This window comes from Diaphorobacter nitroreducens (genome assembly GCF_002214645.1).
Taxonomy (GTDB): domain Bacteria; phylum Pseudomonadota; class Gammaproteobacteria; order Burkholderiales; family Burkholderiaceae_C; genus Diaphorobacter; species Diaphorobacter nitroreducens.
Genome location: NZ_CP016278.1, coordinates 246,037 through 269,758, shown reverse-complemented (window position 1 = coordinate 269,758; position 23,722 = coordinate 246,037). Strand labels below are relative to the sequence as shown.

At 68.0% G+C, this 23,722-nt stretch carries 21 protein-coding genes; 7 read left to right on the top strand and 14 right to left on the bottom strand.

What is annotated here, in order from left to right; genetic code table 11:
• Positions 1–42: 42 nt before the first annotated feature.
• Entirely contained in the window at positions 43–522 is a 480-nt protein-coding gene (ispF, locus tag BA022_RS01230) for a 2-C-methyl-D-erythritol 2,4-cyclodiphosphate synthase (protein ID WP_041836380.1), read from the bottom strand.
• Between the two features lie 20 nt (positions 523–542).
• Positions 543–1,382, bottom strand: coding sequence for a 2-C-methyl-D-erythritol 4-phosphate cytidylyltransferase (gene ispD / locus BA022_RS01225; protein ID WP_088886311.1), 840 nt, complete (start codon positions 1,380–1,382; stop codon positions 543–545).
• A 101-nt stretch (positions 1,383–1,483) separates the two neighbouring features.
• On the opposite strand from ispD, the gene mfd reads away from it, so the two are divergent.
• The 4 genes from mfd to BA022_RS01205 all read left to right on the top strand — a co-directional run bounded on the left by mfd (position 1,484) and on the right by BA022_RS01205 (position 7,442).
• Positions 1,484–4,978 (top strand): transcription-repair coupling factor, encoded by a 3,495-nt coding sequence (gene mfd, locus BA022_RS01220; RefSeq protein WP_088886310.1) that lies wholly within the window; start codon positions 1,484–1,486, stop codon positions 4,976–4,978.
• An 8-nt stretch (positions 4,979–4,986) separates the two neighbouring features.
• Positions 4,987–5,661, top strand: coding sequence for a hypothetical protein (locus tag BA022_RS01215; protein WP_088886309.1), 675 nt, complete (start codon positions 4,987–4,989; stop codon positions 5,659–5,661).
• Between the two features lie 41 nt (positions 5,662–5,702).
• Positions 5,703–6,419 carry a phosphoserine phosphatase SerB gene (serB, locus tag BA022_RS01210; RefSeq protein ID WP_088886308.1) on the top strand — a complete coding sequence of 239 codons (717 nt, stop codon included), beginning with the start codon at positions 5,703–5,705 and terminating at the stop codon, positions 6,417–6,419.
• A gap of 237 nt (positions 6,420–6,656) precedes the next feature.
• Positions 6,657–7,442: a MetQ/NlpA family ABC transporter substrate-binding protein gene (locus BA022_RS01205; protein WP_047349480.1), complete on the top strand. Its 786-nt coding sequence runs from the start codon at positions 6,657–6,659 to the stop codon at positions 7,440–7,442.
• An 80-nt stretch (positions 7,443–7,522) separates the two neighbouring features.
• Here BA022_RS01205 and BA022_RS01200 read toward each other — a convergent pair whose 3' ends face one another.
• Entirely contained in the window at positions 7,523–8,155 is a 633-nt protein-coding gene (locus tag BA022_RS01200) for a LysE/ArgO family amino acid transporter (RefSeq protein WP_088888479.1), read from the bottom strand.
• Between the two features lie 70 nt (positions 8,156–8,225).
• On the opposite strand from BA022_RS01200, the gene BA022_RS01195 reads away from it, so the two are divergent.
• Positions 8,226–9,137, top strand: a complete 912-nt coding sequence (locus BA022_RS01195) for an HTH-type transcriptional regulator ArgP (protein WP_015913882.1) — start codon at positions 8,226–8,228, stop codon at positions 9,135–9,137.
• Positions 9,138–9,191: 54 nt separating this feature from the next.
• Here BA022_RS01195 and BA022_RS01190 read toward each other — a convergent pair whose 3' ends face one another.
• A complete protein-coding gene (locus BA022_RS01190) occupies positions 9,192–9,692 on the bottom strand; it encodes an RrF2 family transcriptional regulator (RefSeq protein ID WP_011806287.1) in 501 nt (166 codons plus the stop codon).
• A gap of 89 nt (positions 9,693–9,781) precedes the next feature.
• On the opposite strand from BA022_RS01190, the gene ytfE reads away from it, so the two are divergent.
• The gene (ytfE, locus tag BA022_RS01185; protein ID WP_015913884.1) at positions 9,782–10,504 is read left to right on the top strand and encodes an iron-sulfur cluster repair protein YtfE; all 723 of its coding nucleotides are present in this window, start codon (positions 9,782–9,784) and stop codon (positions 10,502–10,504) included.
• 113 nt (positions 10,505–10,617) lie between these two features.
• On the opposite strand, the gene BA022_RS01180 is transcribed toward ytfE, so the two are convergent.
• The 5 genes from BA022_RS01180 to BA022_RS01160 all read right to left on the bottom strand — a co-directional run bounded on the left by BA022_RS01180 (position 10,618) and on the right by BA022_RS01160 (position 13,835).
• On the bottom strand, positions 10,618–10,869 hold the full coding sequence (locus tag BA022_RS01180) for a DUF3820 family protein (protein WP_015913885.1): 252 nt from the start codon (positions 10,867–10,869) through the stop codon (positions 10,618–10,620).
• A complete protein-coding gene (locus tag BA022_RS01175; protein ID WP_011806290.1) occupies positions 10,869–11,315 on the bottom strand; it encodes a CopD family protein in 447 nt (148 codons plus the stop codon). Before BA022_RS01175 ends, BA022_RS01180 begins: the two co-directional genes overlap by 1 nt.
• An 18-nt stretch (positions 11,316–11,333) precedes the next feature.
• On the bottom strand, positions 11,334–12,335 hold the full coding sequence (locus tag BA022_RS01170; protein ID WP_015913887.1) for an aldo/keto reductase: 1,002 nt from the start codon (positions 12,333–12,335) through the stop codon (positions 11,334–11,336).
• 76 nt (positions 12,336–12,411) lie between these two features.
• Positions 12,412–12,627 carry a SlyX family protein gene (locus tag BA022_RS01165; RefSeq protein WP_011806292.1) on the bottom strand — a complete coding sequence of 72 codons (216 nt, stop codon included), beginning with the start codon at positions 12,625–12,627 and terminating at the stop codon, positions 12,412–12,414.
• 5 nt (positions 12,628–12,632) lie between these two features.
• Positions 12,633–13,835 (bottom strand): aminotransferase-like domain-containing protein, encoded by a 1,203-nt coding sequence (locus BA022_RS01160; RefSeq protein WP_041836073.1) that lies wholly within the window; start codon positions 13,833–13,835, stop codon positions 12,633–12,635.
• Positions 13,836–13,939: 104 nt separating this feature from the next.
• Between BA022_RS01160 and nth the strand changes: the two genes are divergently transcribed.
• Positions 13,940–14,590 carry an endonuclease III gene (gene nth, locus BA022_RS01155; RefSeq protein WP_088886307.1) on the top strand — a complete coding sequence of 217 codons (651 nt, stop codon included), beginning with the start codon at positions 13,940–13,942 and terminating at the stop codon, positions 14,588–14,590.
• A gap of 37 nt (positions 14,591–14,627) precedes the next feature.
• On the opposite strand, the gene BA022_RS01150 is transcribed toward nth, so the two are convergent.
• The 5 genes from BA022_RS01150 to wecB all read right to left on the bottom strand — a co-directional run bounded on the left by BA022_RS01150 (position 14,628) and on the right by wecB (position 23,593).
• Positions 14,628–15,509: an alpha-amylase family protein gene (locus tag BA022_RS01150; protein ID WP_418236105.1), complete on the bottom strand. Its 882-nt coding sequence runs from the start codon at positions 15,507–15,509 to the stop codon at positions 14,628–14,630.
• Positions 15,476–17,209, bottom strand: coding sequence for a DUF2334 domain-containing protein (locus BA022_RS01145; protein WP_088886306.1), 1,734 nt, complete (start codon positions 17,207–17,209; stop codon positions 15,476–15,478). The genes BA022_RS01150 and BA022_RS01145 overlap by 34 nt, the downstream gene beginning before the upstream one ends.
• Before the next feature lie 155 nt (positions 17,210–17,364).
• Positions 17,365–20,178, bottom strand: a complete 2,814-nt coding sequence (locus BA022_RS01140) for an NfrA family protein (protein ID WP_088886305.1) — start codon at positions 20,176–20,178, stop codon at positions 17,365–17,367.
• Between the two features lie 13 nt (positions 20,179–20,191).
• Positions 20,192–22,417, bottom strand: coding sequence for a cyclic di-3',5'-guanylate-activated glycosyltransferase NfrB (gene nfrB / locus BA022_RS01135; protein ID WP_088886304.1), 2,226 nt, complete (start codon positions 22,415–22,417; stop codon positions 20,192–20,194).
• A gap of 12 nt (positions 22,418–22,429) precedes the next feature.
• Positions 22,430–23,593 (bottom strand): non-hydrolyzing UDP-N-acetylglucosamine 2-epimerase, encoded by a 1,164-nt coding sequence (gene wecB, locus BA022_RS01130; RefSeq protein ID WP_088886303.1) that lies wholly within the window; start codon positions 23,591–23,593, stop codon positions 22,430–22,432.
• Positions 23,594–23,722: the final 129 nt, after the last annotated feature.

Below are 23,722 nucleotides of genomic sequence, written 5' to 3'. Positions count from 1 at the left end.
AGCGTTTTCTACCGGAAACAGGCACTCTTCCATTGCAAGCAGCTATTTTTTGAATAGCAACACGGCGGCGCGCGCCTCGATGGACAGGCCCTGCCCCACGGGGCCCAGGCGCTCGGCGGTCTTGGCCTTCACGTTCACTTGGTCCAGCACCAGGCCCAGCGCGCCGGCGATGCGCTCGCGCATGGCGGGGATGTGCGCCGCCAGGCGCGGTGCCTGCGCAACGACTGTGCTGTCAATGTTGCCGATGGCGTAGCCCGTGTCGCCCACGCGGCGCGCCGCCTCCTCCAGCAGCGCCACCGAATCCGCGCCCTTGAAGCGCGCGTCGGTGTCGGGGAAGTGGCTGCCGATGTCGCCCAGCGCCGCCGCGCCCAGCAGCGCATCGGTGATGGCATGCAGCAGCACGTCGGCATCGGAATGGCCCAGCAAGCCCATGGTGTGCGGGATCTCCACCCCGCCGATGACCAGGCGCCGCCCGGGCACCAGCGCATGCACGTCCCACCCTTCGCCGATTCTGAAATTCATGCCCATTGCGTTCGCCGCCCTCATGCCTTGGAAGAAAAGAAAGTCTTGACCGGATCACTCGCCGCGGCGCCGCGTTCGCCGCCAAAGCGCTCCAGCGTGGCGCCGTGCATGCGCTGGGCCAGCACGGCCTCGGCCAGCGCGAAGTCCTCGGGGTAGGTCACCTTGAAGTTCTGCGCGCCGCCAGGCACCAGGCGCGGGCGCAGGCCCATGGCCTCCATGGCACTGGCCTCGTCGGTGGCGGTGGCGCCCACCCGCTCCAGCGCATGGCGCAGCGCACCGATGCGGAACATCTGCGGCGTCTGCGCCAGCCATTTGTCGCTGCGGTCCACGGTGGCGGCCACGCGCACGCCGCCGGGGCCGTCGCTCGCCACCTTGAGCGTGTCCGCCAGCTTGTGCGCCAGCAGCCCGCCCACGCTGTCGTGCTGGCAGGCGTCGATGAGCGCATCGATCTGCTGCGCCGTCACCAGGCAGCGCGCCGCATCGTGCACCAGCGCCCAGTCCTCGTCCTGCGCGCCGCGCGATTGCAGGGCCTTCAGGCCGCCCAGCACCGTGTCGGCGCGCGTGGGCCCGCCGCAGGGCACGGCAAAGAAGGCCGGGTGGGGGTGATCGTCGAAGAAGGTGTCGCCCGCGGCCACGGCCACCAGCGTGCCCGCCAGGCGCGCCACGCCCGCAAAGGCCGCCAGCGTGTGCAACACCATCGGGTGGCCGGCCACCGTGTGGTACTGCTTGGGCAGCACGGGGGGGCCGTCCTGCCCGCCCCTGCGCACGGCGCGCGTGCCGGTGCCGGCGCAGGGCACCAGCCCCCAGAAGCGCCCGGCCACAGGGCGAGCAGGGGTGGTGGGCGGCAGCAGGTCGGTCATGGGCGGGCATTCTAAAATCCCCTGTCGTCGTCTTGAGCCTCCTGGCGCACACTGCTCCGTGTCCTGCGCCCTATCCCACACCATGGGGCGACGCCACCTGCATGCAGCTGCCCAAACTCTCCCCCGGAAAACGATTCACCCTGCCCCGCCCCGTGGGCAGCGCCGACGCCTTGCTGCTGGCCCGCCTGGGCGAGCGTGAAAAGGCCGCGGGCCGCACCACCGCCATCGTCACCGCCGATGCAACCGACGCCCAGCGCCTCATCGACGAGATGGCCTTCTTCGCGCCCGAGTTGCGCTGCGCGCTGTTTCCCGACTGGGAAACGCTGCCCTACGACAGCTTCTCGCCGCACCAGGACCTGATCAGCGAGCGGCTGGCCACGCTCTGGCGCATCCAGCAGCGCGACAGGGACACGGGCGCCGACGTGGTGCTGGTGCCGGCCACCACGGCGCTGTACCGGCTGGCGCCGCCCTCGTTCCTCGCGGGCTACACCTTCCATTTCAAGGTCAAGCAGAAGCTCGACGAGGCCAAGCTGCGCGCCCAGCTCACGCTCGCGGGCTACCAGCATGTGTCCCAGGTGGTGGGCCATGGCGAATACGCGGTGCGCGGCGGGTTGATCGACCTGTTCCCGATGGGCTCGGCCGTGCCGTACCGGGTGGACCTGTTCGACGACGAGATCGACTCCATCCGCACGTTCGACCCCGACAGCCAGCGCAGCCTCTACCCGGTGCCCGAGGTGCGCCTGCTGCCCGGGCGCGAGTTCCCCATGGACGACGCGGCGCGCGCCAAGTTCCGCCAGCGCTGGCGCGAGCTGCTGGAGGGCGATCCCACGCGCAGCCGCATCTACAAGGACATGGGCAACGGCGTGGCCACGGCCGGCATCGAGTACTACCTGCCGCTGTTCTTCGACGAGACCGCCACCGTGTTCGATTACCTGGGCAACGAAGCCACCGTGGTGCTGCACGGCGACCTGGAGACGGCCTTCCAGCGCTTCTGGCAGGACACGCGCGACCGCTACCGCCTGATCCAGGGCGACCCGGACCACCCCACCCTGCCGCCGGAGGCGCTGTTCCTGGGCGCCGAGCAGTTCTACGCCCAGGCCAAGCAGCATGCCCAGCTGTCGCTGCGCCCCGGTGTGGAAGACGTGGCGGACAACGCGCAGTTCCAGAAGCTGCCCGACCTGTCCGTGGTGCGCGGCGCCGAGGACCCGCTGGCGCGGCTGCAGGCGCACATCCGTGCCACGGCGCAGCGCGTGCTGCTGCTGGCCGAAAGCGACGGCCGGCGCGAGAGCCTGCTGGACTTCCTGCGGGCCTCGGGGTTGAACCCGCCGGCTTTCGATTCGCTGGCCGAATTTCAGGGGACGCCCGAAGAGCGCGTCGGCATCGCCACGGCGGCGCTGGCCTCGGGCTTCGCGTGGATGGAAGAAGGGCTGGACCTGGTCACCGAGACCGAACTGTTCGCCGCCGGCTCCACCACGCGCCGGCGCAAGAAGCAGGAGCAGGCCAGCGACGTCGAAGCGCTGATCAAGGACTTGTCCGAGCTGAAGGTGGGCGACCCGGTGGTGCACAACCAGCACGGCATCGGGCGCTACCGCGGCCTCATCCACATGGATGTGGGCAACAAGAACCCCGACGGCAGCCCCGCGCTGCAGGAGTTCCTGCACCTGGAATACGCCGACAAGGCCGTGCTCTACGTGCCTGTGAGTCAGCTACAACTCATCGGCCGCTACACGGGCGTGTCTGCCGACGAGGCCCCGCTGCACAAGCTGGGCAGCGGCCAGTGGGAAAAGGCCAAGCGCAAGGCCGCCGAGCAGGTGCGCGACGCCGCGGCCGAACTGCTCAACATCTACGCCCGCCGCGCCGCGCGGGAGGGGCATGCCTTCCGCTACTCGCCCAACGACTACGAGCAGTTCGCCAACGACTTCGGCTTCGAGGAGACCGCGGACCAGAAGGCCGCGATCCACGCCGTGGTGCAGGACATGATCAGCCCGCGCCCCATGGACCGGCTGGTCTGCGGCGACGTCGGCTTTGGCAAGACCGAGGTCGCACTGCGCGCCTGCTTCGTGGCCGTGGCCGGGGGCAAGCAGGTGGCGTTCCTGGCGCCCACCACGCTGCTGGCCGAGCAGCACTACCGCACGCTGAGCGACCGCTTCAGCAAGTGGCCCGTGAAGGTGGCCGAGGTCTCGCGCTTTCGCTCGGGCAAGGAGATCACCGCCGCCGTGAAGGGCATTGCCGACGGCACGGTGGACATCGTCGTGGGCACGCACAAGCTGCTCAGCGAATCGACCCAGTTCAAGAACCTGGGCCTGCTCATCATCGACGAAGAACACCGCTTCGGCGTGCGCCACAAGGAGGCGATGAAGCAGTTCCGCGCCGAGGTGGATGTGCTCACGCTCACCGCCACGCCGATCCCGCGCACCATGGGCATGGCGCTGGAGGGGCTGCGCGACCTGTCCGTGATCGCCACCGCGCCGCAGCGGCGCCTGGCCATCAAGACCTTCGTGCGCAACGAAGGCACGGGCGTGATCCGCGAGGCCGTGCTGCGCGAGCTCAAGCGCGGCGGCCAGTGCTACTTCCTGCACAACGAGGTCGAGACCATCGAGAACCGGCGCCAGAAGCTCGAAGAGATATTGCCCGAGGCGCGCATCGCCGTGGCCCACGGCCAGATGCCCGAGCGCGAGCTGGAGCGCGTGATGCGCGACTTCGTGGCCCAGCGCTACAACATCCTGCTGTGCTCGACCATCATCGAGACCGGCATCGACGTGCCCACGGCCAACACCATCATCATCAGCCGCGCCGACAAGTTCGGCCTGGCGCAGCTGCACCAGTTGCGCGGGCGCGTGGGCCGCAGCCACCACCAGGCCTACGCCTACCTGATGGTGCCCGACATCGACGGCCTGACCAAGCAGGCGCAGCAGCGCCTGGACGCCATCCAGCAGATGGAGGAGCTGGGTTCGGGCTTTTACCTCGCCATGCACGACCTGGAGATCCGCGGCGCGGGCGAGGTGCTGGGCGAGAGCCAGAGCGGCAACATGATGGAGATCGGTTTCCAGCTCTACAACGAGATGCTGGCCGAGGCGGTGAAGCAACTCAAGGCCGGCAAGGAACCCGATCTGCTCGCCCCCATGCAGGCCGCCACCGACATCAACCTGCACGCCCCGGCCCTGCTGCCCGACGACTATTGCGGCGATGTGCATCTGCGCCTGTCGTTCTACAAGAAGCTGGCCACGGCCAAGACCGGCGACCAGATCGATGGCCTGCTCGAAGAGATCGTGGACCGCTTCGGCAAGCTGCCGCCGCAGGCGCAGACGCTGATCGACGTGCACCGTCTGCGCGTGCTGTCCGCGCCCTACGGCGTCGTGAAGGTGGATGCCGCCCCCGGCGTGATCACCATCACCTTCAAGCCGCAGCCCCCGGTGGACCCGATGGCCATCATCCACCTGATCCAGAAAAACAAGCACATCAAGCTGGCGGGCAATGAGAAGCTGCGCATCGAGCGCGAGCTGCCCGACCCCGCCGCGCGCGCCCAGATGGTGCGCGACGTGCTGCGCAGCCTGGGCCAGCCGCTGGCCGAGGCGCAGGCCGCCGTCCCCGCCTAGGCAGATCCATGGCACTGGAAGCCTCCCTCGCCCTGCTGGCACTGGCCTTCGCGCTGGCCGCGCGGCCCTGGCGGCTGCTGGGCAGCCGCAAACCGTTGGCGCACGAGGCCCATGGCGCACCTGCCACGCTGTGGACGCCGCTGCTCGCCACGCTCGTGCTGCTGCCCTGGGCCTGGGCTCTGCCTACGCTGCACCGCATGCCGCTGCAGCTGCAGTGGTCAGGCGCCTGCCTGGTGCTGCTCATGCTGGGCTGGCCGCTGGCGGTTCCGGCCCTGCTGGCCGTCGGCACGATCGCCGCGCTGGTCTCGCCCAGCCTGGGCTGGGGCGACGCGCTGGGCCTGGCCGTGTGGCAAGGCATCGTCCCCGCCACGCTCGCGCTGCTCGTGGGCGTGCTGCTGCGGCGCCTGGCGGGCGCACGCGCGCTCACCGGCGTGCGCATCTTCGTCTATGTGCTGGGCCGGGGCTTCCTGGGCACGGCGCTGTGCGTGTTCGTGGCAGGCTCGCTGTCGCAATGGGCGGGCCATGTGCTGCCGGGCGTGGGCGAGCAGTTGTCGCTGGTGGCGCGCTGGCTCATGGCCTGGGGCGATGGCATGGTCACGGGCATGCTGTGCGCGGTGTTCGTGGCCTTCAAGCCCGGGTGGCTGGCCACCTGGTCCGACCAGCTGTACCTGCCCAAGCCCTGAACGACAATCCCTCTTTTTCGCATCCGCTCTACTCCGCTTCCATGTCCCAGACTCCTTTTGAATTTGCCCCCGGTCTCGTCGTGCAGGGCATCACGCCGCCGCTGCGGCTGGCCGACTACAAGCTCATCGCCTTCGACATGGATTCCACGCTCATCAGCATCGAATGCGTGGACGAGATCGCCGACGCCGCCGGCCGCAAGGCCGAGGTGGCCGCCATCACCGAGGCCGCCATGCAGGGCCTGATCGCCGACTACAAGGAAAGCCTGCGCCAGCGCGTGGCGCTGCTCAAGGGCGTGGGCACGGACCACCTGGAGCGCGTGTTCACCGAGCGCCTGCGCTTCAACCCCGGCGCGGCCGAACTCATCGCCGCCGCCAAGGCCGCGGGGCTGGCCACGCTGCTCGTTTCGGGTGGGTTCACTTTCTTCTCCGACCGCGTGAAGGCGCACCTGGGGATCGACTTCGCACGCTCCAACGTGCTGGAGATCGAGAACGGCCTGCTCACCGGCCGCATGGTGGACCAACCCTGGGGCGACATCTGCGACGGCGCGGAAAAGCGGCGCACGCTGCTGGAGGTCGCCTCGCTCATGGGCATCGACGCGCGCCAGGCCATCGCCGTGGGCGACGGGGCCAACGACCTGCCCATGATGGGCGCGGCCGGGCTGTCCGTGGCCTACCACGCCAAGCCCGCCGTGCGCGCACAGGCCCGCGTGGCCATCAACCAGGGTGGACTGGACCGGCTGCTGGAAGTGCTGCGCTGAGCACCCATACCGCAGCCCCATTCGCGCTCCCATATTCATAGCTTCTAGCGCTTGTCAAATGGGCGCTAGTGCGGTTTTTTATCAAAATAACAAAAGATAAAGAACCTACTTCATATATGAATATGAAAATAAAAACGACTTGCGGTTGAGTCGTCGCGCTTACACTTCACACCCTGGTCATCGCCCTCTTGCACAGGGCGGTGCTCTCAAGTCACCGCTAAAAGGAAACCGTTCTCCATGCTGAAGAAAACCCTGTCTGCCATTGCCCTGGCCGCTGCCGCGCTGGGTGCACAAGCCGCCGACGTGCTCAAGGTAGCCGCCACGGCCGTGCCGCACGCGGAGATCCTGAACTTCGTGAAGCCCCAGCTCAAGGCCCAGGGGCTGGACCTGCAGGTCAAGGAATTCAGCGATTACGTGCAGCCCAACGCCGCCGTCGAGGACAAGCAGCTGGACGCCAACTTCTTCCAGCACCAGCCCTACCTGGACAGCTACAACAAGGACCGCAAGAGCAGCCTGGTGGCCGTGCCCAACGGCAAAATCCACGTGGAGCCCTTTGGCGCCTACTCCAACAAGATCAAGAACGTGAAGGACTTGAAGGACGGTGCCACCGTGGCCATCCCCAACGATCCGTCCAACGGCGGCCGCGCGCTGATTCTGCTGGCCAAGCAGGGCCTGATCGAGCTCAAGGACCCCAAGAGCCTCACGCCCACGCCGCTGGACGTGGTGAAGAACCCCAAGAAGCTCAAGTTCAAGGAGCTCGAAGCCCCGCTGCTGCCGCGTGCGCTGGCCGATGTGGACCTGGCCCTGATCAACACCAACTACGCGATCGAAGCCAAGCTCAACCCCACCAAGGATGCGCTGTTCATCGAAGGCGCCGACTCGCCCTACACCAACATCGTGGCGGCCCGTGCCGACCGCGCCAACGACCCCAACATCGCCAAGCTGATCAAGGCGCTGCACACGCCCGAGGTGAAGAAGTTCATCCAGGACAAGTACAAGGGCGCCGTGGTCCCAGCGTTCTGACCGCGCACCGCGCAGCGGCAACGCTGTACGAAGAAAAGCGCTGCCGCGGCAGCGCTTTTTTCATGGGTGGGGGCACGACGTCAGGCTCCCTGCCACACCCACCAGGCCAGCACGAACATCATCGCGCCCGTCAGCGTGTCCAGCACGCGCCAGGCGCGAGGGTTGGCAAACACGCCCTGCAGGCGCCGCCCGGCGAAAGCCAGCACCACGAACCAGGTCAGGCTGGCCGACGCCGCCCCCAGCACGAACACCCACTTGAGCCAACCATCCTGGCGCGCACCGATGGAGCCGATCAGCACCACCGTGTCCAGGGACACATGCGGGTTGAGCAGCGTGATGACGGCCAGGCCGCTGAGCACGCCCAGCACCCCGCGCGCCACGCGTTCGCCCCCCGAGGCGTTCAGCCCCGCGTCCGGTGCGAAGAAAGCACGATGCCAGGCAAACAAGCCGTAGGCCAGCAGGAATAGCGCACCGCCCAGTTGCAGCGCATGCGCCAGCGTGGGCGAACGGCCCAGCACCTGCGCCATACCGGCCACGCCCAGCGCCACCAGCAGCGCGTCGCTGGCCACGCACCACGCCACGCAGGCGCGCACGTGTTGACCCTGCACGGCCTGGCGCAGCACGTACAGGTTCTGCGCCCCGATGGAGACGATGAGCGACAGGCACACGGTGAAGCCCGTGAGCCAGGAGGAAGCGGCGTGTTGAGTGAACATGCGCCCGATGGTAGGCCGCGCATTCATTTAAGTACACTTCAAACTTCTAACCGATATTAAGTAAAACTGAATGCTGGACTACGCTGGACTGGAAGCCTTGGCCGCCGTGGTGCGCGAAGGCAGCTTCGAGCGGGCGGCGCGCCGCCTGCACGTAACGCCATCGGCCGTGTCGCAGCGCATCAAGCAGTTGGAGGAGCGCGTGGGACAGGTGCTGGTGCAGCGCGGCAGCCCCTGCACCGGCACCGACGCCGGACGCCGGCTGTGCCTGCACCTGGAACAGGTGGCGCTGCTGGAAAACCAGTTGCGCCGTACCAACCCCGACCTGCTGCCCGACATGCCCGCGCCGGCACCAACGCTCAAGCTGGCCGTCAACGCGGATTCGCTGTCCACCTGGTTCATGGACGCCATGGCCGCCTTCACCGCGGGCGGCAACGAACTGCTGGACCTGCGCATCGACGACCAGGAGCACACGGGCGAGCGGCTGCGCCAGGGCGAGGTGATCGCCGCCGTCACCGCCACGGGCACGGCCATCGCCGGCTGCAACACCTGGCCGCTGGGCACCATGCGCTATGTGGCCGCCGCCAGCCCCGGGTTCATTGCGCGGCACTTTGCCGACGGTGTGACGGCCGCCACGCTGGCGCGCGCGCCGATCATGACCTTCGACCGCAAGGACCGTCTGCAAGACCAATGGATGCAGGCGCACGGCCTCACGTCGCGCACGCATGCGCCCAGGCACTTCCTGCCGTCCAACTTTGGCTACGTGCGCGCCTGCGAGGTGGGCATGGGGTGGGGCATGCACCCGCTGACGCTGATCGGCCAGCAACTGGCCGAGGGCCGTCTGGTGCAGTTGCTGCCGAACACCGCCATGGACGTGCCGCTGTACTGGGCCCACCCGCGCACGGCGCAGGTGGCGCTGGAGCGCCTCACCCAGTGCGTGATGGCAGCGGCGGGCCAGTGGCTGGAGCCTCCGCTGGCGGTCTGAATCATCAAAAAGTAGAGCGCTTCGCGCTTGCAGGTAAAGCGCTGGAGCCCGTTTTTACGCCAATGTTTCGGGGCGGGTGATGGGCAGCCCTGGCACCCAGCGCATGGACTGCACCAGCGCCGCCCCGCCCTGCCGCTGCGCAGCGATGGACGGGGTGACCAGATCGGCCACCGTGAAGCTGTCCAGCACTGCAAGGTAGGCCCGCGTGGCGTCGGACAGCACGGCTTGCAGACGGCAGTGGCTGCTCATGCGGCATTGGTTCAGCTCGGCATTGAAGCACTCGACCATGTCGAAGTCGGTCTCCGTCATGCGCACGATCTGGCCCAGGTTGATCTCACTGGCCGGCTTCATCAGGCGCATGCCGCCGCCACGCCCGCGCGTGGTGTCCAGCAGCCCCTGGGCCGCGAGTTGCTGCACGATCTTCGTGAGATGGCTGCGCGAGATGCCGTGTGCCTCGGCCACCTCGCTGATGGTCACGGGCTGCTCGCGCTCCTGGCAGGCGGCGCAGTACATAAGCACGCGCAGCGTGTAGTCGGTCCACTGGGTCAGTCGCATGGTTGCACCAAGGGTTCACACAAAGATTCACTCTATGTGGATTTTAATGAATAAAATATTCATCACAAGTGAACCTTTAAGGAAGTCCCATGAATACCGCCACCTCTCCCTCCCTCGACCCCCGTCAGGCCATCGGCCAGATTGCCGTTGAACTGCCTGGCGCGACCGCCGTGTTCCGCCGCCTGAAGCTGGACTTCTGCTGCGGCGGCCAAGTGCCGCTGGAGCAGGCGGCCGCGGACAAAGGCCTGGACCTGCAGGCCGTGGTGGATGAGCTTTCCGCCCTGCAACGCCCCAACGAACTGCCCGACGCGGGCACACCCACGGAACTGATCGACCACATCGTCGCGCGCTACCACGAGGTGCACCGCGCCCAGTTGCCCGAACTGGTGCGCATGGCGCGCCGCGTGGAAGCCGTGCACCGCGACAACCCCAACACCCCGCACGGCCTGGCCGACGCGCTGGAAGAGATGCAGCAGGAGCTGCTGACCCACATGCACAAGGAGGAAGCCATCCTGTTCCCCATGCTGCGCAGCGGCGGCAACGCCTTCGTGACCCAGCCCATCGGCATGATGCGCAGCGAGCACGTGGACCACGGCGAGGCACTGGAGCAGATCGCGCGCCTGACCAACGACATCACCCCGCCCATGGGCGCCTGCAACACCTGGCGCGCGCTGTATGCGGGCCTCGCGCAGCTCAGCGACGACCTGGTGAACCACATCCACCTGGAGAACAACGTGCTGTTCCCGCAGTTCGAGGCCGGCGCCTCGCAAGGCTGCGGCAGCGGCTCGGCATGTTCGTGCAGCGGCGGCTGATGCCCTTCAGCGGCGCGCGCCAACGGGCGTGAGCCGCTAGGCGCGGACGGGGCCCGCATGGCGGCGCTCCGCGCCCTCGCGTGAACAGCGTGAAAGCGGCCCGCGACCGCCGCTCACCGCCCTGGCGCAGCGCGCAGCGGGGCCAGCAGATCGCGCAAGCCGTTATGGTCCAGCTCGTACATCAGCGCGAGAAGCTGGCCGATCTCGCCGCGCGGAAACCCCTCGCGGGCGAACCAATGCAGGTAGTTGGCGGGCAGATCGGCGATCACCGTGCCACGGTGTTTGCCAAACGGCATCTCGCGCGTCAGCAGCAACTGCAGGCGCCGCGCATCGCAGCCCGGCACCGCAGGGCCCGCCCCTTCCATCACATTCCCAGTCCGCCGTAGCGGAACGCGATGCCCGTGAGCACGAAGCCCACCGACAGCAGCGTGACGGCCGCCACGTGCCACGCCATCAGCGGCAGCGTGCGTGCGCTCAGCGTGGGAATGACGCGCAACCGCGCATGGGCGGCCACCAACAGCGTGGCGGCCAGCAGCGCGAGCTTGAGCGACACGGCGCGTTCCAGTGGCGCATCAGGGCTGAACCACTGCCCCCAGTCGGGCACGAGTTGCAAGGCCATCCACAGCCCGGTGGCAACCTGAATGAGCAGCGCGGGCATGCCCACGTGTTCGTAGCCCTGCTCGAAGTCCAGCAGCGCCTGGGGCGACCGCTGGCGCAGCGCGCGCGGCAACACGGTGAATGCCAGCACCAGATGGCCGCCGGTCCAGACGGTGGCGGCCAGCAGGTGCAATGCAAAGACGTAGGGATACATGGCTCCGGTCCTCGGGCGTCAGGCGCGGCGCGCCTGCAGCGGATAGGCCGGGTCGGTGAAGCCCGGCGTCGACGGATGGCCTGGGGCCACCAGGCTGTCGATGAGCGCCTCGTCCTCGGGCGTGACTCCATAGTCGAGCGCCGGCAGGTAGTCCTGCCACTGCGCCAGCGTGCGCGGCCCGGCGATGACGGAGCTGACGCCGCGGTGCGCAAGCACCCAGGCCGTGGCGAACTGCGCAAGCGTGATGCCCCGGGCCTCGGCATGCAGCTTGAGCTGCTGGGCGATCTGGAGCGACTCCTCGCGGAACTCGGTCTCGCCCATGCGGCGGTCGCCGCGCCCGGCACGTGTGCCTTGCTGGGGTGCCTGGCCTGGCAGGTACTTGCCGGTCAACACACCGCGCGCCACAGGGCTGTAGGGCGTCACGCCCAGCCCGTAATGCTGGCAGGCCGGCAGGATCTCCACCTCGGGCATGCGGTTGAGCAGGTTGTAGTACGGCTGGCACACCACGGGGCCGGGCATGCCGATGCGGCGCGCACCGTGCACCAGCTCGGCAATACGCCAGCCGCGGAAATTGGACACGCCCCAGTAGCGGATCTTGCCCGCGCGCAGCAGCGCATCGATGGCGAACAGCGGCTCCTCCAGGTCCATGCCCTCGTAGTCGCGGTGCAGGTAGAGGATGTCCACATGGTCCGTCTGCAGCCGCGTCAGGCTGGCTTCCACCTCGCGCAGCATCCAGGCGCGCGAGTAGCGGCCCTCGTTGGGCCGCTCGGACATCTTGTTGCCCAGCTTGGTGGCCAGCACCCAGTCGTGGCGCTGGCCCTGCAGCAGCGTGCCCAGCATGCGCTCCGACGCGCCCTTGGTGTACACGTCGGCCGTGTCCATGTAGTTCACGCCATGCGCACGCGCGTGGGCCACGATGGAAGCGGCCTCGGCCTTATCCGTCTGGTCGCCGAACATCATCGTGCCCAGGCACAGCGTGGACACCTGGAGCTGGCTCTTGCCAAGAAAACGGTATTGCATGGGGCAGCCTTCGCTATTGAAATAAGAGCTGCTAGCGCTTGATGGACGGGCGCTAGCGGCCAATTTGACGTAAACCTCAGTAATGCGGCGGCAGTTCGTCGCGCAGGCTGCGCACGGTGGCGCCGCCCCCCTCGGGCACCTGCTGGCGCAACTGCGCCACGGTGCGCGCCAACTCGTCGATCTGTTGCTGCTGGCGGTAGATGGTCAGGTTGAGCTGGTCCAGCAGGTCTTCGGTAAAGGCGGCCTTGACCTCCAGCGCCTCCACCCGCTCCTGCGTGCGTGCGTCCACCATCGCCATCAACCCTTGAGCGCCTGCCCGAGGCGCGCCACGCCTTCGCGGATCTTGGCCACATCGGCCGTGGCGAACGACAGGCGCAGCGTGGCCGCATCGGGGTTCTGGCTGAAAAACGGCGTGCCGGGCACGAAGGCCACGCCCTTGTCGATCGCGCGCTTGGCCAATGCGCCGGCATCACGCTCCTGCCCGCGCGCCCCTGTCAGGCGCACCCACAGGAACAGGCCGCCGCGCGGCTGCACGAACTCCACCGCGTCGCCCAGTTCCGCACGCAGCGCATCGCCCATGGCCTGCGCGCGCTCGGCATACACGGTGCGCACATGGGCCAGCGTCGCGGGCATGGCGCCGCTCTTGAGGTACTGCGCGGCCGTGGCCTGGGCAAAGGTGCTGGTATGCGCATCGCTGAACTGCTTGCACATCACGGCGCGCGCCAACAGCTCGGGCGGCGCGATCAGCCAGCCCACGCGCAGGCCGGGGGACAGCACCTTGCTCAGGCTGCCGCAGTGCGCTAGCCACTCGCGACTGCCCGGCACCTGGGCCGAGAGCGCCAGCAGGCTGGCCGGCGGCGCCTCGCCGAAGTACAGGTCGCCATAGGGGTCGTCCTCCACCACCAGTACCTGATGCCGCGCGGCCAGCTCCAGCACGCGCTTGCGGCGCTCCAGGCTCAAGGTGGCGCCGCTGGGGTTGCCAAAGGTAGGAATCAGGTAGACGAGCTTGGGGCGGTGCTCGACGATCAGCCGCTCCAGCGCATCGGGCTGCACGCCCTCGCCGTCCACGGGCGCGCTGATCACCTCGGCGCCATAGAGGCGAAAGCACTGGATGGTCGCAAGAAAGGTGGGGCCCTCGACGATCACCTTGTCACCGGGGTCGATCATGGTCTTGCCGAGCAGGTCCAGCGCCTGCTGGCTGCCCGTGGTGACGATGAGCTGCTCGGGCGCCAGCCCCGCCACGCCCTTGCCTTGCATGAAGGTGGCCAGTTGCTCGCGCAGCGGCTGGTAGCCCTCGGTGGCGCCGTACTGCAGCGCGGCGCCGGGCTCCTCGGCCAGCACGCGCTCGCTGGCGGCGCGGATGCCGGCCACGTCGAACATGGCGCTGTCCGGGAAGCCGCCCGCAAAACTGATGATGCCGGGCTTGCCCAGCAGCTTGAACAGTTCGCGGATGGCGGAGGTTTCAACGTTATTCAGGCGGTCGGCAAAGGCAAGCGGCATGGACGGCAATCGGGTGGATGGGTGAAAGACGGTAGCCCCCATTGTCGCCAATTGCCGCGCAGCTTTCCTGCGGCGCGCCCCACAGCCGGCGACAATCGCCGCCCATGAAGCCCCAGGACATCGAGCCCTTCTTCGCTGCGCTGCAGGCCGCCAACCCGCAGCCCAACACCGAGCTGGAATACACCAACGTGTTCGAGCTGCTGGCCGCCGTGCTGCTGTCGGCGCAGGCCACCGACGTGGGTGTGAACAAGGCCACGCGCCGGCTGTTTCCGGTCGCCAATACACCGCAGGCCGTTCTGGAGCTGGGCCTGGAAGGCCTGGAGGGTTACATCAAGACCATCGGCCTGTACCGCACCAAGGCGAAGAACCTGATGCAGACCTGCCGCATCCTGGTGGAGCAGCACGGCGGCCAGGTGCCGCGCACGCGCGAGGCGCTGGAAGCCCTGCCCGGCGTGGGCCGCAAGACCGCCAACGTGGTGCTGAACGTGGCGTTCGGCCAGCCCACCATGGCGGTGGACACGCACATCTTCCGCGTGGGCAACCGCACCGGCCTGGCGCCCGGCAAGAACCCGTTGGCCGTGGAGATGCAGCTGCTGCAGCGCGTGCCACCGCGGTATCTGGTGGACGCCCACCACTGGTTGATTCTGCTGGGCCGCTACGTGTGCCAGGCACGCAAACCGCGCTGCTGGGAATGCGTGGTCGCACCCTGGTGCGACTACGAGCCGAAGACGCCGGCGCCGTTCAACGCGTGTTGATCAACCTTGCGGGGTGCTGCCGCGGCAGCCGCCGGCATCAGCGCACGCCCTGCGCCACCAGCTCAGCCACCAGCGGCTCTCCCAGGTAGTGCGGGCCGTCGAAGGCCAGCACCTCCCACCCCTTGTAGGCATCGATCTGCGGCAGGAACTCCGCCGCCGTGGCGCTGCGGAACCCGCCTTCTGGCGCGGGGCGAAAAGCCTCGGCAATCATCTGCACGCGCGCCTGACCCAGGCGGTAGGTCAGCACCTGCAAGTACTTCAGCGCAACCTCCGGACTGCGCGCATGCACACCCACGCCGTCCTGGAAGAACACCCCTACATCGGCCGGCAGCCAGCGCTCGATCCAGTCCGCCAGCGCGTGCGGGCCGAGGTTGGCGCTGTCATAGGCGCTGATCCACAGCGGGTGTGGCAACTGCGCCAGGCCCTGGGACCACTCTGGCCCCGGCAGCCAGGTGGGATCCACCTCCAGGGGGAAATACCAGCCACCCAGCTTCAGCGGGAGCCGCTGCACGATGGGCACCAGGGCGTGCGCCTGCTCCACCAGCAGCGCCACCGAGGCACGTGCCTGCGCCTCGCCATGCATGGCCGCCAGGCCCACGATCACCTCCTGGGCCCAGGGCTCGGCGGCGATGCGCTCCCAGTCGGGTAGCTCAGCCGCGATCGGAGGCAGGCCGGTGCCCGGCACAAAAGCCAGTGAATCCACCGCCGTCCATTGCACCAACAGGCGGCGAACGCCCAGTTGCGCCCAGTTGCCCTGGGGGCGCAGCGTGCGCAGGCTGGGCTGCCACACCATGCCGCCGAGGTGGCGCAATGGCGCGCCGGACGACGGCGGCCAAGACACCGCGCACGGCAGCATGGCCGCCATGGCCGCGCGCCGTGTCAGGGTCAGGGCTTGCGTTGGCGGCTGGGTGAGGTCCACGTGTAGCCCATGGCCGTCAGGCCATCCACGATTTCCTTCAGGTGCGTATAACCGCGCCCGTCATACTTCTGCGCCTGGGACTCAACCGCCAGGAAGGGGTGGAAGAAGAACGAGGCAAAGCCGTCACGCACGACCTTCTGGTAGCGCGCGTTTTCCAGCACCTCCTTGGATGTCAGCTCCTCATCCGCCCCGAACTCGAAATACTGCAGGTTGCCCAGGTTCTCCGGCAGCACGCGCAGGCCGTAGCGGTCGCGCTCGATGACGAAGGGGAAGAACTGGTCCACCATGTAGTCCCCGGCCTTGAGGTCGGGCTGGTCGGACGTGTAGTACGTGTGCCGCTGGTAGCCCATCTCGTAGATCTGCGCGACGGCCTGCAGGGTGGACGGCGAGCCCACGTAGTGCGGCGTCTCCCACGCCACGGGCATATAGCCCAGGTCCAGCATCTGGCGTAGGCCGTTGTTGATGCGGTTCTTCGCCCAGTCCACGGAATCACCGGGCAGCGGGCGGTCGTTGACGGTGTCCCAGAACTCGTAGTCGATGCCCGTGGCACCCGATGCGTTGTTGATCATGCCCTCGGTCTGGTGCGTGGTGCCGTGCTGCAGGATCTCGCCGCCACGTGCCAGCGCGTAGTCCAGCGCCAGCCGCAGGTTGAGGGCGTTCGCCATGGGAATGTCGGTGGGCACGCCCGCGCTTTGGGCGCCCAGCGGGTCCTTGTAGTGCGGTACCACCCCCACCGAGAAAGGCACCTTGCGCTCAAACGCCAGGTCCACCACCCGCTTGAAGGCGACCGGGTTCACCTTCGCATCCGCATCCTCGAAACGCATCATCGCCTGGTGGTTCTCGGCATGGTCGATGCCCAGCATGTCGTGCAGCAAGTCCGAGAAGATCACGTACCGGTCGCGCGGACCCGCGTAATCGAAGGGCGTATCGGCCACGAACCAGAAATTGCCCGACTGCAGCACATAGGGTCCCTGCTCGTTCGATGCCGGGTTGATGATGTCCGCATGCACGAGCGCCTTGGCGCCGTCGGTCACCTGGGTCATGAACATGTCCCACGCGGCGGCAGGCTCCCCGTTGATCGTCTTGACTGCCTTCTGGAACAACAGGCCCGGGTGCTTGCGGTAGTAGACATCGCTGAAAAAGCTCGGCTCCACGCCGGCCGGTGCGTTGTCCTTCGTGCGCGGCCCCACGGGCTGAAAGCCGCGCTGGCTCACGAATGCCGCGCCCTGCTCATCCGCCAGTTGCTGCAGGTTGCGACCCAGCCAGATCACGCGCTGGCTGGCCGCGGCCACGTCCTGCAAGAACGCTGCGGGAATGCTGTCGCTTTCGGCCCAGCCGATGTAGAACGTAGCCTGGTAGCCCGCCAGGCTTTGCGCCGCGTATTGCTCCACGGGGCGCATGTCCACCGCCGCATCGAAATGTCCCAGCAGGTTCTGCAGCATGATCGCGTAGCCCACCCCCATCTTGGCGAAGGGGCTGCCAGGCGGCTGGTCGTAGAGCACCAGCACGCGCGGCCCGGCCGGCTGCGCGCGCACGGGCGCCGGCATCGCGGCAATGGGGTCGCGCCGGACGGGGTCGTTGGTGCCAAACGGCGAGAGCGGCACGCTCGGCGCGCTGTAGAACGGATCACTCCCGCCACCACACGCGTGCAGCGCGAGGGCGCCCAGTACCACAAGGGTGTATCGCAACAGTCGGTTCATGGTCTCCTCCCGCGGCAGCCAAGGTTGAACAAAACGAATAGCAGCTCGCGCTCTTCCATCAAAGGTTTCATGCATAAAACACCTTGAAACCGTTTTGAATCAAGCGCTCCTAGCTATATTTATTGAAGCAAAATAAAAACTATCGGTCGCTGACGTCAGAAGACCAGCGCAGCGCGCAGGAACACGCCCTTGCCCCGCTCGTCGCCCGCAAGGCGCGCGCGGTACTGCAGCGACAGGTCCAGGTACGAACGCGGCGCGTTGTAGCGGTCCTCGCGGAACCAGCGGCGCAGCGCAATGCCCACGCCCGCGCCCGCAGCGCCGTTGTAGCCCGCGGCCGTGCGTGCGGAGTTGTAGTCCACACCCACCACTGCGTGCGGGAACAGCACCAGGCGCGAGTCCGCATCCCCCATGCGGAAGCTGCGCCCGGCCTGCGCCTCGAAGGTCACGTAGTCCTGCTTGCGCTGCAGGAACCGCCCCGCCTCGGCATAGACGTTGAACGTGAACCAGTCCGGAACGTCCACGCGCAGGTCGGTGCCCACGCCGTAGGAATAACCGGCGCGCAGCAGCCAGTCGCTGAAGGACAACGAGCCGATGCGGATGCGCCGCTCGGCGGACAACACGAGGTTGTGGTCGCGCAAAGGCTTGGCGCGCACGCCCAGCGCGCCTTGTGTGGTGTCGCTGCCGCTCGTGCCGCCGTGGCGGCTGTAGACCGTCTGCACTACGCCGCCATAGATTTCCCAGAAGCTGCCGTCGCGATAGCCCTGCGGGCGCCAATAGGCCTCCCCCACCAGTTGGGCGGCATCCCGGTACAGCCCGGGCACGGGCGAGATGGAGCCGGGAGACATGCCCCGGTAACCCAGCAACGCATTGATGCCCCAGGTGCGGGTGCGGTCCGCCAGCTCGCGCCGGGTGGCGAACTGCTGGCGGGGCGTCTGCTCCAGCCGTCCGGCTTCCACCGCATCGATGGTCTGCTGCAGGTAGTAGATGGCGCGGTCGTTCTCGGCCAGGCGGCTCGCGGTGTAGGCGCCGTCGGGCAACGCGGCGGCCGGCAGCGCGTCGTTGGCGTGCGCGCGGTCGAACACGGCCAGCGCGGTGCGGTCGTTGCCCACCCGGGCAGCGAGGTAGGCCAGATCGGGGTCTGCGCTGCCCGCAAAATCCGGCCCCGCCATCGCGTGTGCGAACTGCTGCACGGCCTCGTCGCGTCGGCCTTCCTGCAGCAGCAGGTTGATTTCACTCGACAGGGACAGGCCTCCTGCCTGCAAGGCCGCGCGCGCATCGGCAGAGGCCTGCTCGCGCCGTCCCAGGTCGTGGTACACCCGGCTGCGCAGGGCCAGCACCTCCGCCCCGTCGGCGCGCGACTGCAGGGTGTCGTCGGCCTCGCGCAGAGCCTGCTCCACCTGGCCCGCGGCCACCAAGGCCTGCAGCCGCAACAGGCGGTACGGCAAATGCGCAGGCTGCAGCCGCGCGGCTTCCTCGGCCTTGGCCGCGGCCAGTCCATAGTCGCGCTCGGTATAGGCGCGGAACGCCTCCTGCGCCACGGCACGCGCAGGGTCCGGCGCGTCCTGCCCGGGCCACACTTCGCAGCCGGGCGCCTGGGCGCTGCCAAAGCAATTGACAACCGGCAAGCGCAGGGAGAACGTCTGCAGGGATGCGGCCGAGATCGGCCGGCGCGTGGCGGCCCGTATCTCAGCCTCTCGCCCCGACACATCCACGGCGCCGCCTTGCGCCAGCGGCTGCAGCAGGGCTTTAGCGCGTTCGGGCTGGCGCGCCGCGAGCGCCGCATCGGCGGCGATCACCCGGTAGTTCTGCTGCTCGTGCGGCGCAAGATCCGGCCTGCCAATCACACCGTCGAAAACCCGCGCCGCATCGTCCGTCTGCCCCTGCGCCTGCAACGCCGCGCCGCGCAGGACCTGCAGTGCCGCGCCATCGCCCTGGGCCAGGCCCTGCTCGGCCACCTGCTGCGCCTGCGCATGGCGGCCCGCGGCCAACAGCAGGCCTACCCACTGCAGGCGATACGCCGGCACACCCGGGGCTTGTTCCGCTGCCGCCTGCGCATGGGCAAGGGCATCGCTGGCGCGGCCCTGCCGCTGCGCTTGCGATGCGGCTTCGAACTGCGCATAGGCGTGGCGCTGCCGCGCGGTGTCGCCCAAGGCCTGCCATTGCGTATCGCCTTGCGGGGCGAAAGTCAGTTCCGCCTCCCGTGCCTTGGTCTGTGCCTCCTCGTACAACCCGTTCTCGATCAGCAGGTAGGTCAGCAGGCGCTGGTAGTCAGCATTGGCAGGGGCGGCCTGCGCGGCCTCGCGCGCCCACGCCAGGGCGGCGGGCAACTCTGCACGCTCCACCGCTTCGTAGGCACGGCTGGCAGCGGCATAGCCCGGGGCGCCGTCGGCCCGCCGAGGCCGTGGCACCTGCGCCATGCGCCGCTGCGCACGCACCGCAGGCGCAGGCTTGGCAAGCTGATCGGGCGGCGCCGCAATGGCCGGAGCCGCCGCAGGCGTGCCGTGTTCCGACGCAGGTTCGGGCGCAGTTGCGGAAGGCGCAGCGGCGAGCACTGGCGCGGCGGGTGCTGCCTCGGGCTGCGCGACGACCGTGGCGCTTTCCTGCACGGTTGCGGGTGGGGGCTGCAATTCGCGCAGTGCCTGGGCGATGCGCGCATCGCCCGGGTGCCGTGACCGCTGGGCCCGCAGCAACGCCGCGGCACGCGCGGGCTGGCCAAAGCGCTGGTACGCCTGGGCCAGGTGCAGCGCAATCGCGGTGTTCTCTGGGGCGAGCCGGTGGGCATGTTCCAGCTCGGCAATCGCGCGCGTGCCGTCGCCGCGGGCCATCGCCTCGAAGGCCTTGTCGATGTGGGGATAGACCTGGAACCGCTTCAGCGGACTGATGTCGGGGCCCAGGTCCAGGGTCTGCGCCGGGGCGCCCGTGGAGGCCAGCATGACGGCGAGGGCAAGAATGCGGGGGGCGAAATTCATGATGACGGCCTTCTCAAGCAATGGCCCGGACGGTGGGCTGCGCATTGGCGCGGCACAGCAGTTGCTCCATGGTGACCTGCAGCTGCTGCTGCAGCTGCAGCGCCTCCTGCACGGCCGCCTCCGTCAGAACGCCATGCTCCACGAGGAAGGCGCCCAGGCTGGCATCGGACTTCTCCTTTTGCAGCAGCAGGGCGCCCAGCACCGCCTGGTCAATCTTGCCCACGGCCAGAAGCACGTCGCCCAGCAGCAACTGGCGCGAGAGATAGCGGGCCCAGATGCCCCGCGCCTCTTCGGCGGTAACGCGCTGCTGCTGCACGGCCTGCGCCAGCAGGTCGCGTGCGGGTTCTGTGCCGTGGTGTGCATACAGGCGCCGCAGTTCCACGGTGACCTCGCCCTTGGGCACGATGACGTAGCGCACGGTACGTCTCAGCTTGCGCTCGATGGCGGCCAGCGACACCGGGTCGATCGCCGCCTCGCTGGCCACCACCAGGACCCGCCCCTGCTCGCGCAGCGGCACGACGCTATAGCGCAGCGCCACGGCCGCTGGCACCAGTGCCGCCAGGTCGCTGTCCACGGCCTGCCCTCCCAGGGTTTCCCATGGCACGCCGGCCTGCTCGGCAACCGCCGCAGCCAGCTGCTGGGGCGTGATGACGTCACGGTGCACAAGCGCTGCGCCCAGACGCAGCCCGCGCATGGGATGCTCCAGCGCATCAAGCAGTTGCGCTTCGGTCAGGGCGCCTTGGTGGACCAGGATCTGCCCCAGTGCGCGATGCTGACGCGGCCCTTCGCCCAGGAGGGGAAACTCGTGGTCCGTCTTGACCCAGGCCATGCGCCGCAGGTCCTTGGCGCGCCATGCCTGGGCCAGCGCCCGCCAGGCGGCAAGGAAGTTGATGAAGTTGCCCCACAGCAGCCGAGGCACCGACAGCAATCCCTGCACCACGCCGTAGTAGCTGGTGACGAAGAACACGCGCTGCACGATGCGGTTGAACATGAGCACCAGGTTGGCCAAGAGCAGTGCATGGAACCACCAGTCGCCTTCGAAGACCGAGAGGAACCGGTAGGCATCCGGCACCAGTCGCTGGTAGAGCCAGATGCCGATCAGCTGCATGGCCAGCAGCGTGGCCGTGAAGCTGGCGAAATTGGTGATGATTCCCTTGCGGTCGCGCCAGAGGAAGTAGTTCAGCACGGCACTGTGCGTCCAGCGCAGCGTACGAAAACCCTGGATGACGATGCCCGTGATCCAGCGGGACTTCTGCCGGACGGCGGCGGCCACGGTGTCAGGGAAGAATTCGCGCACGGAGATGACGCTGGCCTCGCGTTCGCTGCGCAGGGGCACGCGCTCCGGCGAGGGCGCGCGACCAATGTGATCGTCCTCCTCGACGGGAAAGCGCACGAACACCTCCTGCATGCCCAGCTGCTTGAGGCGAAAGCCGATGTCGTAGTCCTCGGTCAGGCTCTGCGTGTCAAAGGCAATGCCATCGCCCTGTTGCAGCAGGGCCATGATGGCGCGACGGCTGAAGCACGTCCCTACGCCCGCGCTTGGCACCTGGCCGACCAGGGCCTCGCGCACCACGATGTCCTTGCCGTGCAGCTCCGCAAACTCGTCAAGGTAGTGCCCGCCGGTGAAATCGTTCCAGGGCCGCTCCAGCGGGTACACGGGCAGCTGGATGAGGTCCTTGCGGTTGACCAGGTAGTTGAACAGCCGCAGTTCCAACTTGGAGAGCACGTCCTCGGCATCGTGCAGGATGAAGCCGGCAAAGCGCACGCCAGAACGCTTCTCGAACTGCAGGATGGCGTCCACCACATTGTTCAGGCAGTCGGCCTTGCTGGTCGGTCCGGGACGCGCGCAGACCACCGTGTGCACGTTGGGGAAGCGTGCACGCACCTGCTCCACGTCGGCATGCGTTTGCGGGTCGTTGGGATAAGTGCCGATGAAGATGTGGTAGTTCTCGTAGTCCAGCGTGGTGGCGGCCAGTTGCGCCATCTGGCCAATCACGCCGTGCTCCTGCCAGGCGGGCACCATGATGGCCAGCGGCTTCTCCTCGGCGTCGTAGAGCGTCTTGTAGTTCAGCGGCGCGTGGCGTGCGTACACCGTGAAGGCGCGCCAGACGCGGCGGATCCAGTAGGCGATATCAATGAACAGGTCATCCAGGCTGCTGATGAAGATGACGACAGCCACCCCGATCGCCACCATCTTGAGCAGGTAGAGATAGGCGGTAAAAACATCTATCCAGGACATGGTGCGGCTCCTCTAGATACTCAGGGCCGCAACCGCGGGCGCAGCCGCATGTGCGGGCGCGGGCGCGGGGGGCGCCAGCATCTGCTCCAGCCGTGCCACGATGCGCTGGGACGCCTGGCCATCCCCAAAGGGGTTGGCTGCGGCCTGCATGCGGCCGTAGGCCTCTCCGTCGTCCATCAGATGGCGCACGGAGCGCACGATCAACTGGCGGTCGGCCCCGACCAACGCGGCGCAGCCCGCATCGATGACCTCCGGCCGCTCGGTTTCTTCACGCAGTACCAGCAGCGGCACCTTGAAGGTCGGCGCCTCTTCCTGCAGACCACCCGAGTCCGTGAGCAGCAGCCAGGCATCGGCGATCGCCTGCTGCATGGCCAGGTAGTCCAGCGGCGCCGTCAGGCGCACATTGGGCAGCGCGCCCAGGTGCCGGTGCACGGGGTCGCGTACCACGGGATTGAGGTGCACCGGGAACAGCACGGTCATCCACGGGAACTCGCGGGCGATGTCGGCAATGGCCGCACACACGTTGTCGATGTCAGGCCCCCAGTTCTCGCGCCGGTGCATGGTGACGAGGATATGGCCGCGACCTTGCACACGACGGCGGATGTGATGGCGCTCGCACACCCACAATTGCGCGTCCACCACCGTATTGCCGGTCACCAGGATGTCGCGCGAGGCGATCCCCTCACGCTCCAGCGCCTGCGCTGCACGCAAAGTGGGCGCGAAGTGCAGGCGGCTGATGCGGCTGATCATCTGCCGCAGTCCTTCCTCGGGGAACGGGCGGCGCAGGTTGTAGGTGCGCAGCCCAGCCTCGACATGCAACACCGGCAGGCCATGGGAGAAACCCGCCAGCGCTCCCTGGAACGCGCTTTCGGTGTCGCCCTGCACGATGACGGCGCTCCAGGGCTGCTGCCCCATCACGCCTTCCAGTTGGCGGCGGCACCCGAGGCTGAAATCCAGGAGCGTGCTTCCCTGGCGCTCGAGCATATGGTCGGGCCGGATATCGAAGCAGTCCAGCATCTGCACGGCCATGTCGCTGTGCTGGCCGGTGTGCAGCCACACGGGGCGAACACTTTGCGCGCCTCGCAGGGCGTGATATACCGGTGCCAGCTTGATGATCTCGGGGCGCGTGCCGGAAATGATCAGGACGGGAGCGGGCTGTTCATCGATGCAAGTCATAAGGTGCCTCTCTTCCCCTTCAACCTATCGATCAGCAGCCCCCGGGGGCCACTGCCGCGTAGCCGCTGGCGTCGCGCGCTGTGATTTTCACGCACCCTTACCAGGGTTTCAACAGGTCACTTGGTAGAG

Bases quoted from the DNA above. Each gene is read 5' to 3' on its own strand.
- ispF (WP_041836380.1), bottom strand. From the start codon at position 522: ATGAATTTCAGAATCGGCGAAGGGTGGGACGTGCATGCGCTGGTGCCC.
- ispD (WP_088886311.1), bottom strand. From the start codon at position 1,382: ATGACCGACCTGCTGCCGCCCACCACCCCTGCTCGCCCTGTGGCCGGG.
- mfd (WP_088886310.1), top strand. From the start codon at position 1,484: ATGCAGCTGCCCAAACTCTCCCCCGGAAAACGATTCACCCTGCCCCGC.
- BA022_RS01215 (WP_088886309.1), top strand. From the start codon at position 4,987: ATGGCACTGGAAGCCTCCCTCGCCCTGCTGGCACTGGCCTTCGCGCTG.
- serB (WP_088886308.1), top strand. From the start codon at position 5,703: ATGTCCCAGACTCCTTTTGAATTTGCCCCCGGTCTCGTCGTGCAGGGC.
- BA022_RS01205 (WP_047349480.1), top strand. From the start codon at position 6,657: ATGCTGAAGAAAACCCTGTCTGCCATTGCCCTGGCCGCTGCCGCGCTG.
- BA022_RS01200 (WP_088888479.1), bottom strand. From the start codon at position 8,155: ATGTTCACTCAACACGCCGCTTCCTCCTGGCTCACGGGCTTCACCGTG.
- BA022_RS01195 (WP_015913882.1), top strand. From the start codon at position 8,226: ATGCTGGACTACGCTGGACTGGAAGCCTTGGCCGCCGTGGTGCGCGAA.
- BA022_RS01190 (WP_011806287.1), bottom strand. From the start codon at position 9,692: ATGCGACTGACCCAGTGGACCGACTACACGCTGCGCGTGCTTATGTAC.
- ytfE (WP_015913884.1), top strand. From the start codon at position 9,782: ATGAATACCGCCACCTCTCCCTCCCTCGACCCCCGTCAGGCCATCGGC.
- BA022_RS01180 (WP_015913885.1), bottom strand. From the start codon at position 10,869: ATGGAAGGGGCGGGCCCTGCGGTGCCGGGCTGCGATGCGCGGCGCCTG.
- BA022_RS01175 (WP_011806290.1), bottom strand. From the start codon at position 11,315: ATGTATCCCTACGTCTTTGCATTGCACCTGCTGGCCGCCACCGTCTGG.
- BA022_RS01170 (WP_015913887.1), bottom strand. From the start codon at position 12,335: ATGCAATACCGTTTTCTTGGCAAGAGCCAGCTCCAGGTGTCCACGCTG.
- BA022_RS01165 (WP_011806292.1), bottom strand. From the start codon at position 12,627: ATGGTGGACGCACGCACGCAGGAGCGGGTGGAGGCGCTGGAGGTCAAG.
- BA022_RS01160 (WP_041836073.1), bottom strand. From the start codon at position 13,835: ATGCCGCTTGCCTTTGCCGACCGCCTGAATAACGTTGAAACCTCCGCC.
- nth (WP_088886307.1), top strand. From the start codon at position 13,940: ATGAAGCCCCAGGACATCGAGCCCTTCTTCGCTGCGCTGCAGGCCGCC.
- BA022_RS01145 (WP_088886306.1), bottom strand. From the start codon at position 17,209: ATGAACCGACTGTTGCGATACACCCTTGTGGTACTGGGCGCCCTCGCG.
- BA022_RS01140 (WP_088886305.1), bottom strand. From the start codon at position 20,178: ATGAATTTCGCCCCCCGCATTCTTGCCCTCGCCGTCATGCTGGCCTCC.
- nfrB (WP_088886304.1), bottom strand. From the start codon at position 22,417: ATGTCCTGGATAGATGTTTTTACCGCCTATCTCTACCTGCTCAAGATG.
- wecB (WP_088886303.1), bottom strand. From the start codon at position 23,593: ATGACTTGCATCGATGAACAGCCCGCTCCCGTCCTGATCATTTCCGGC.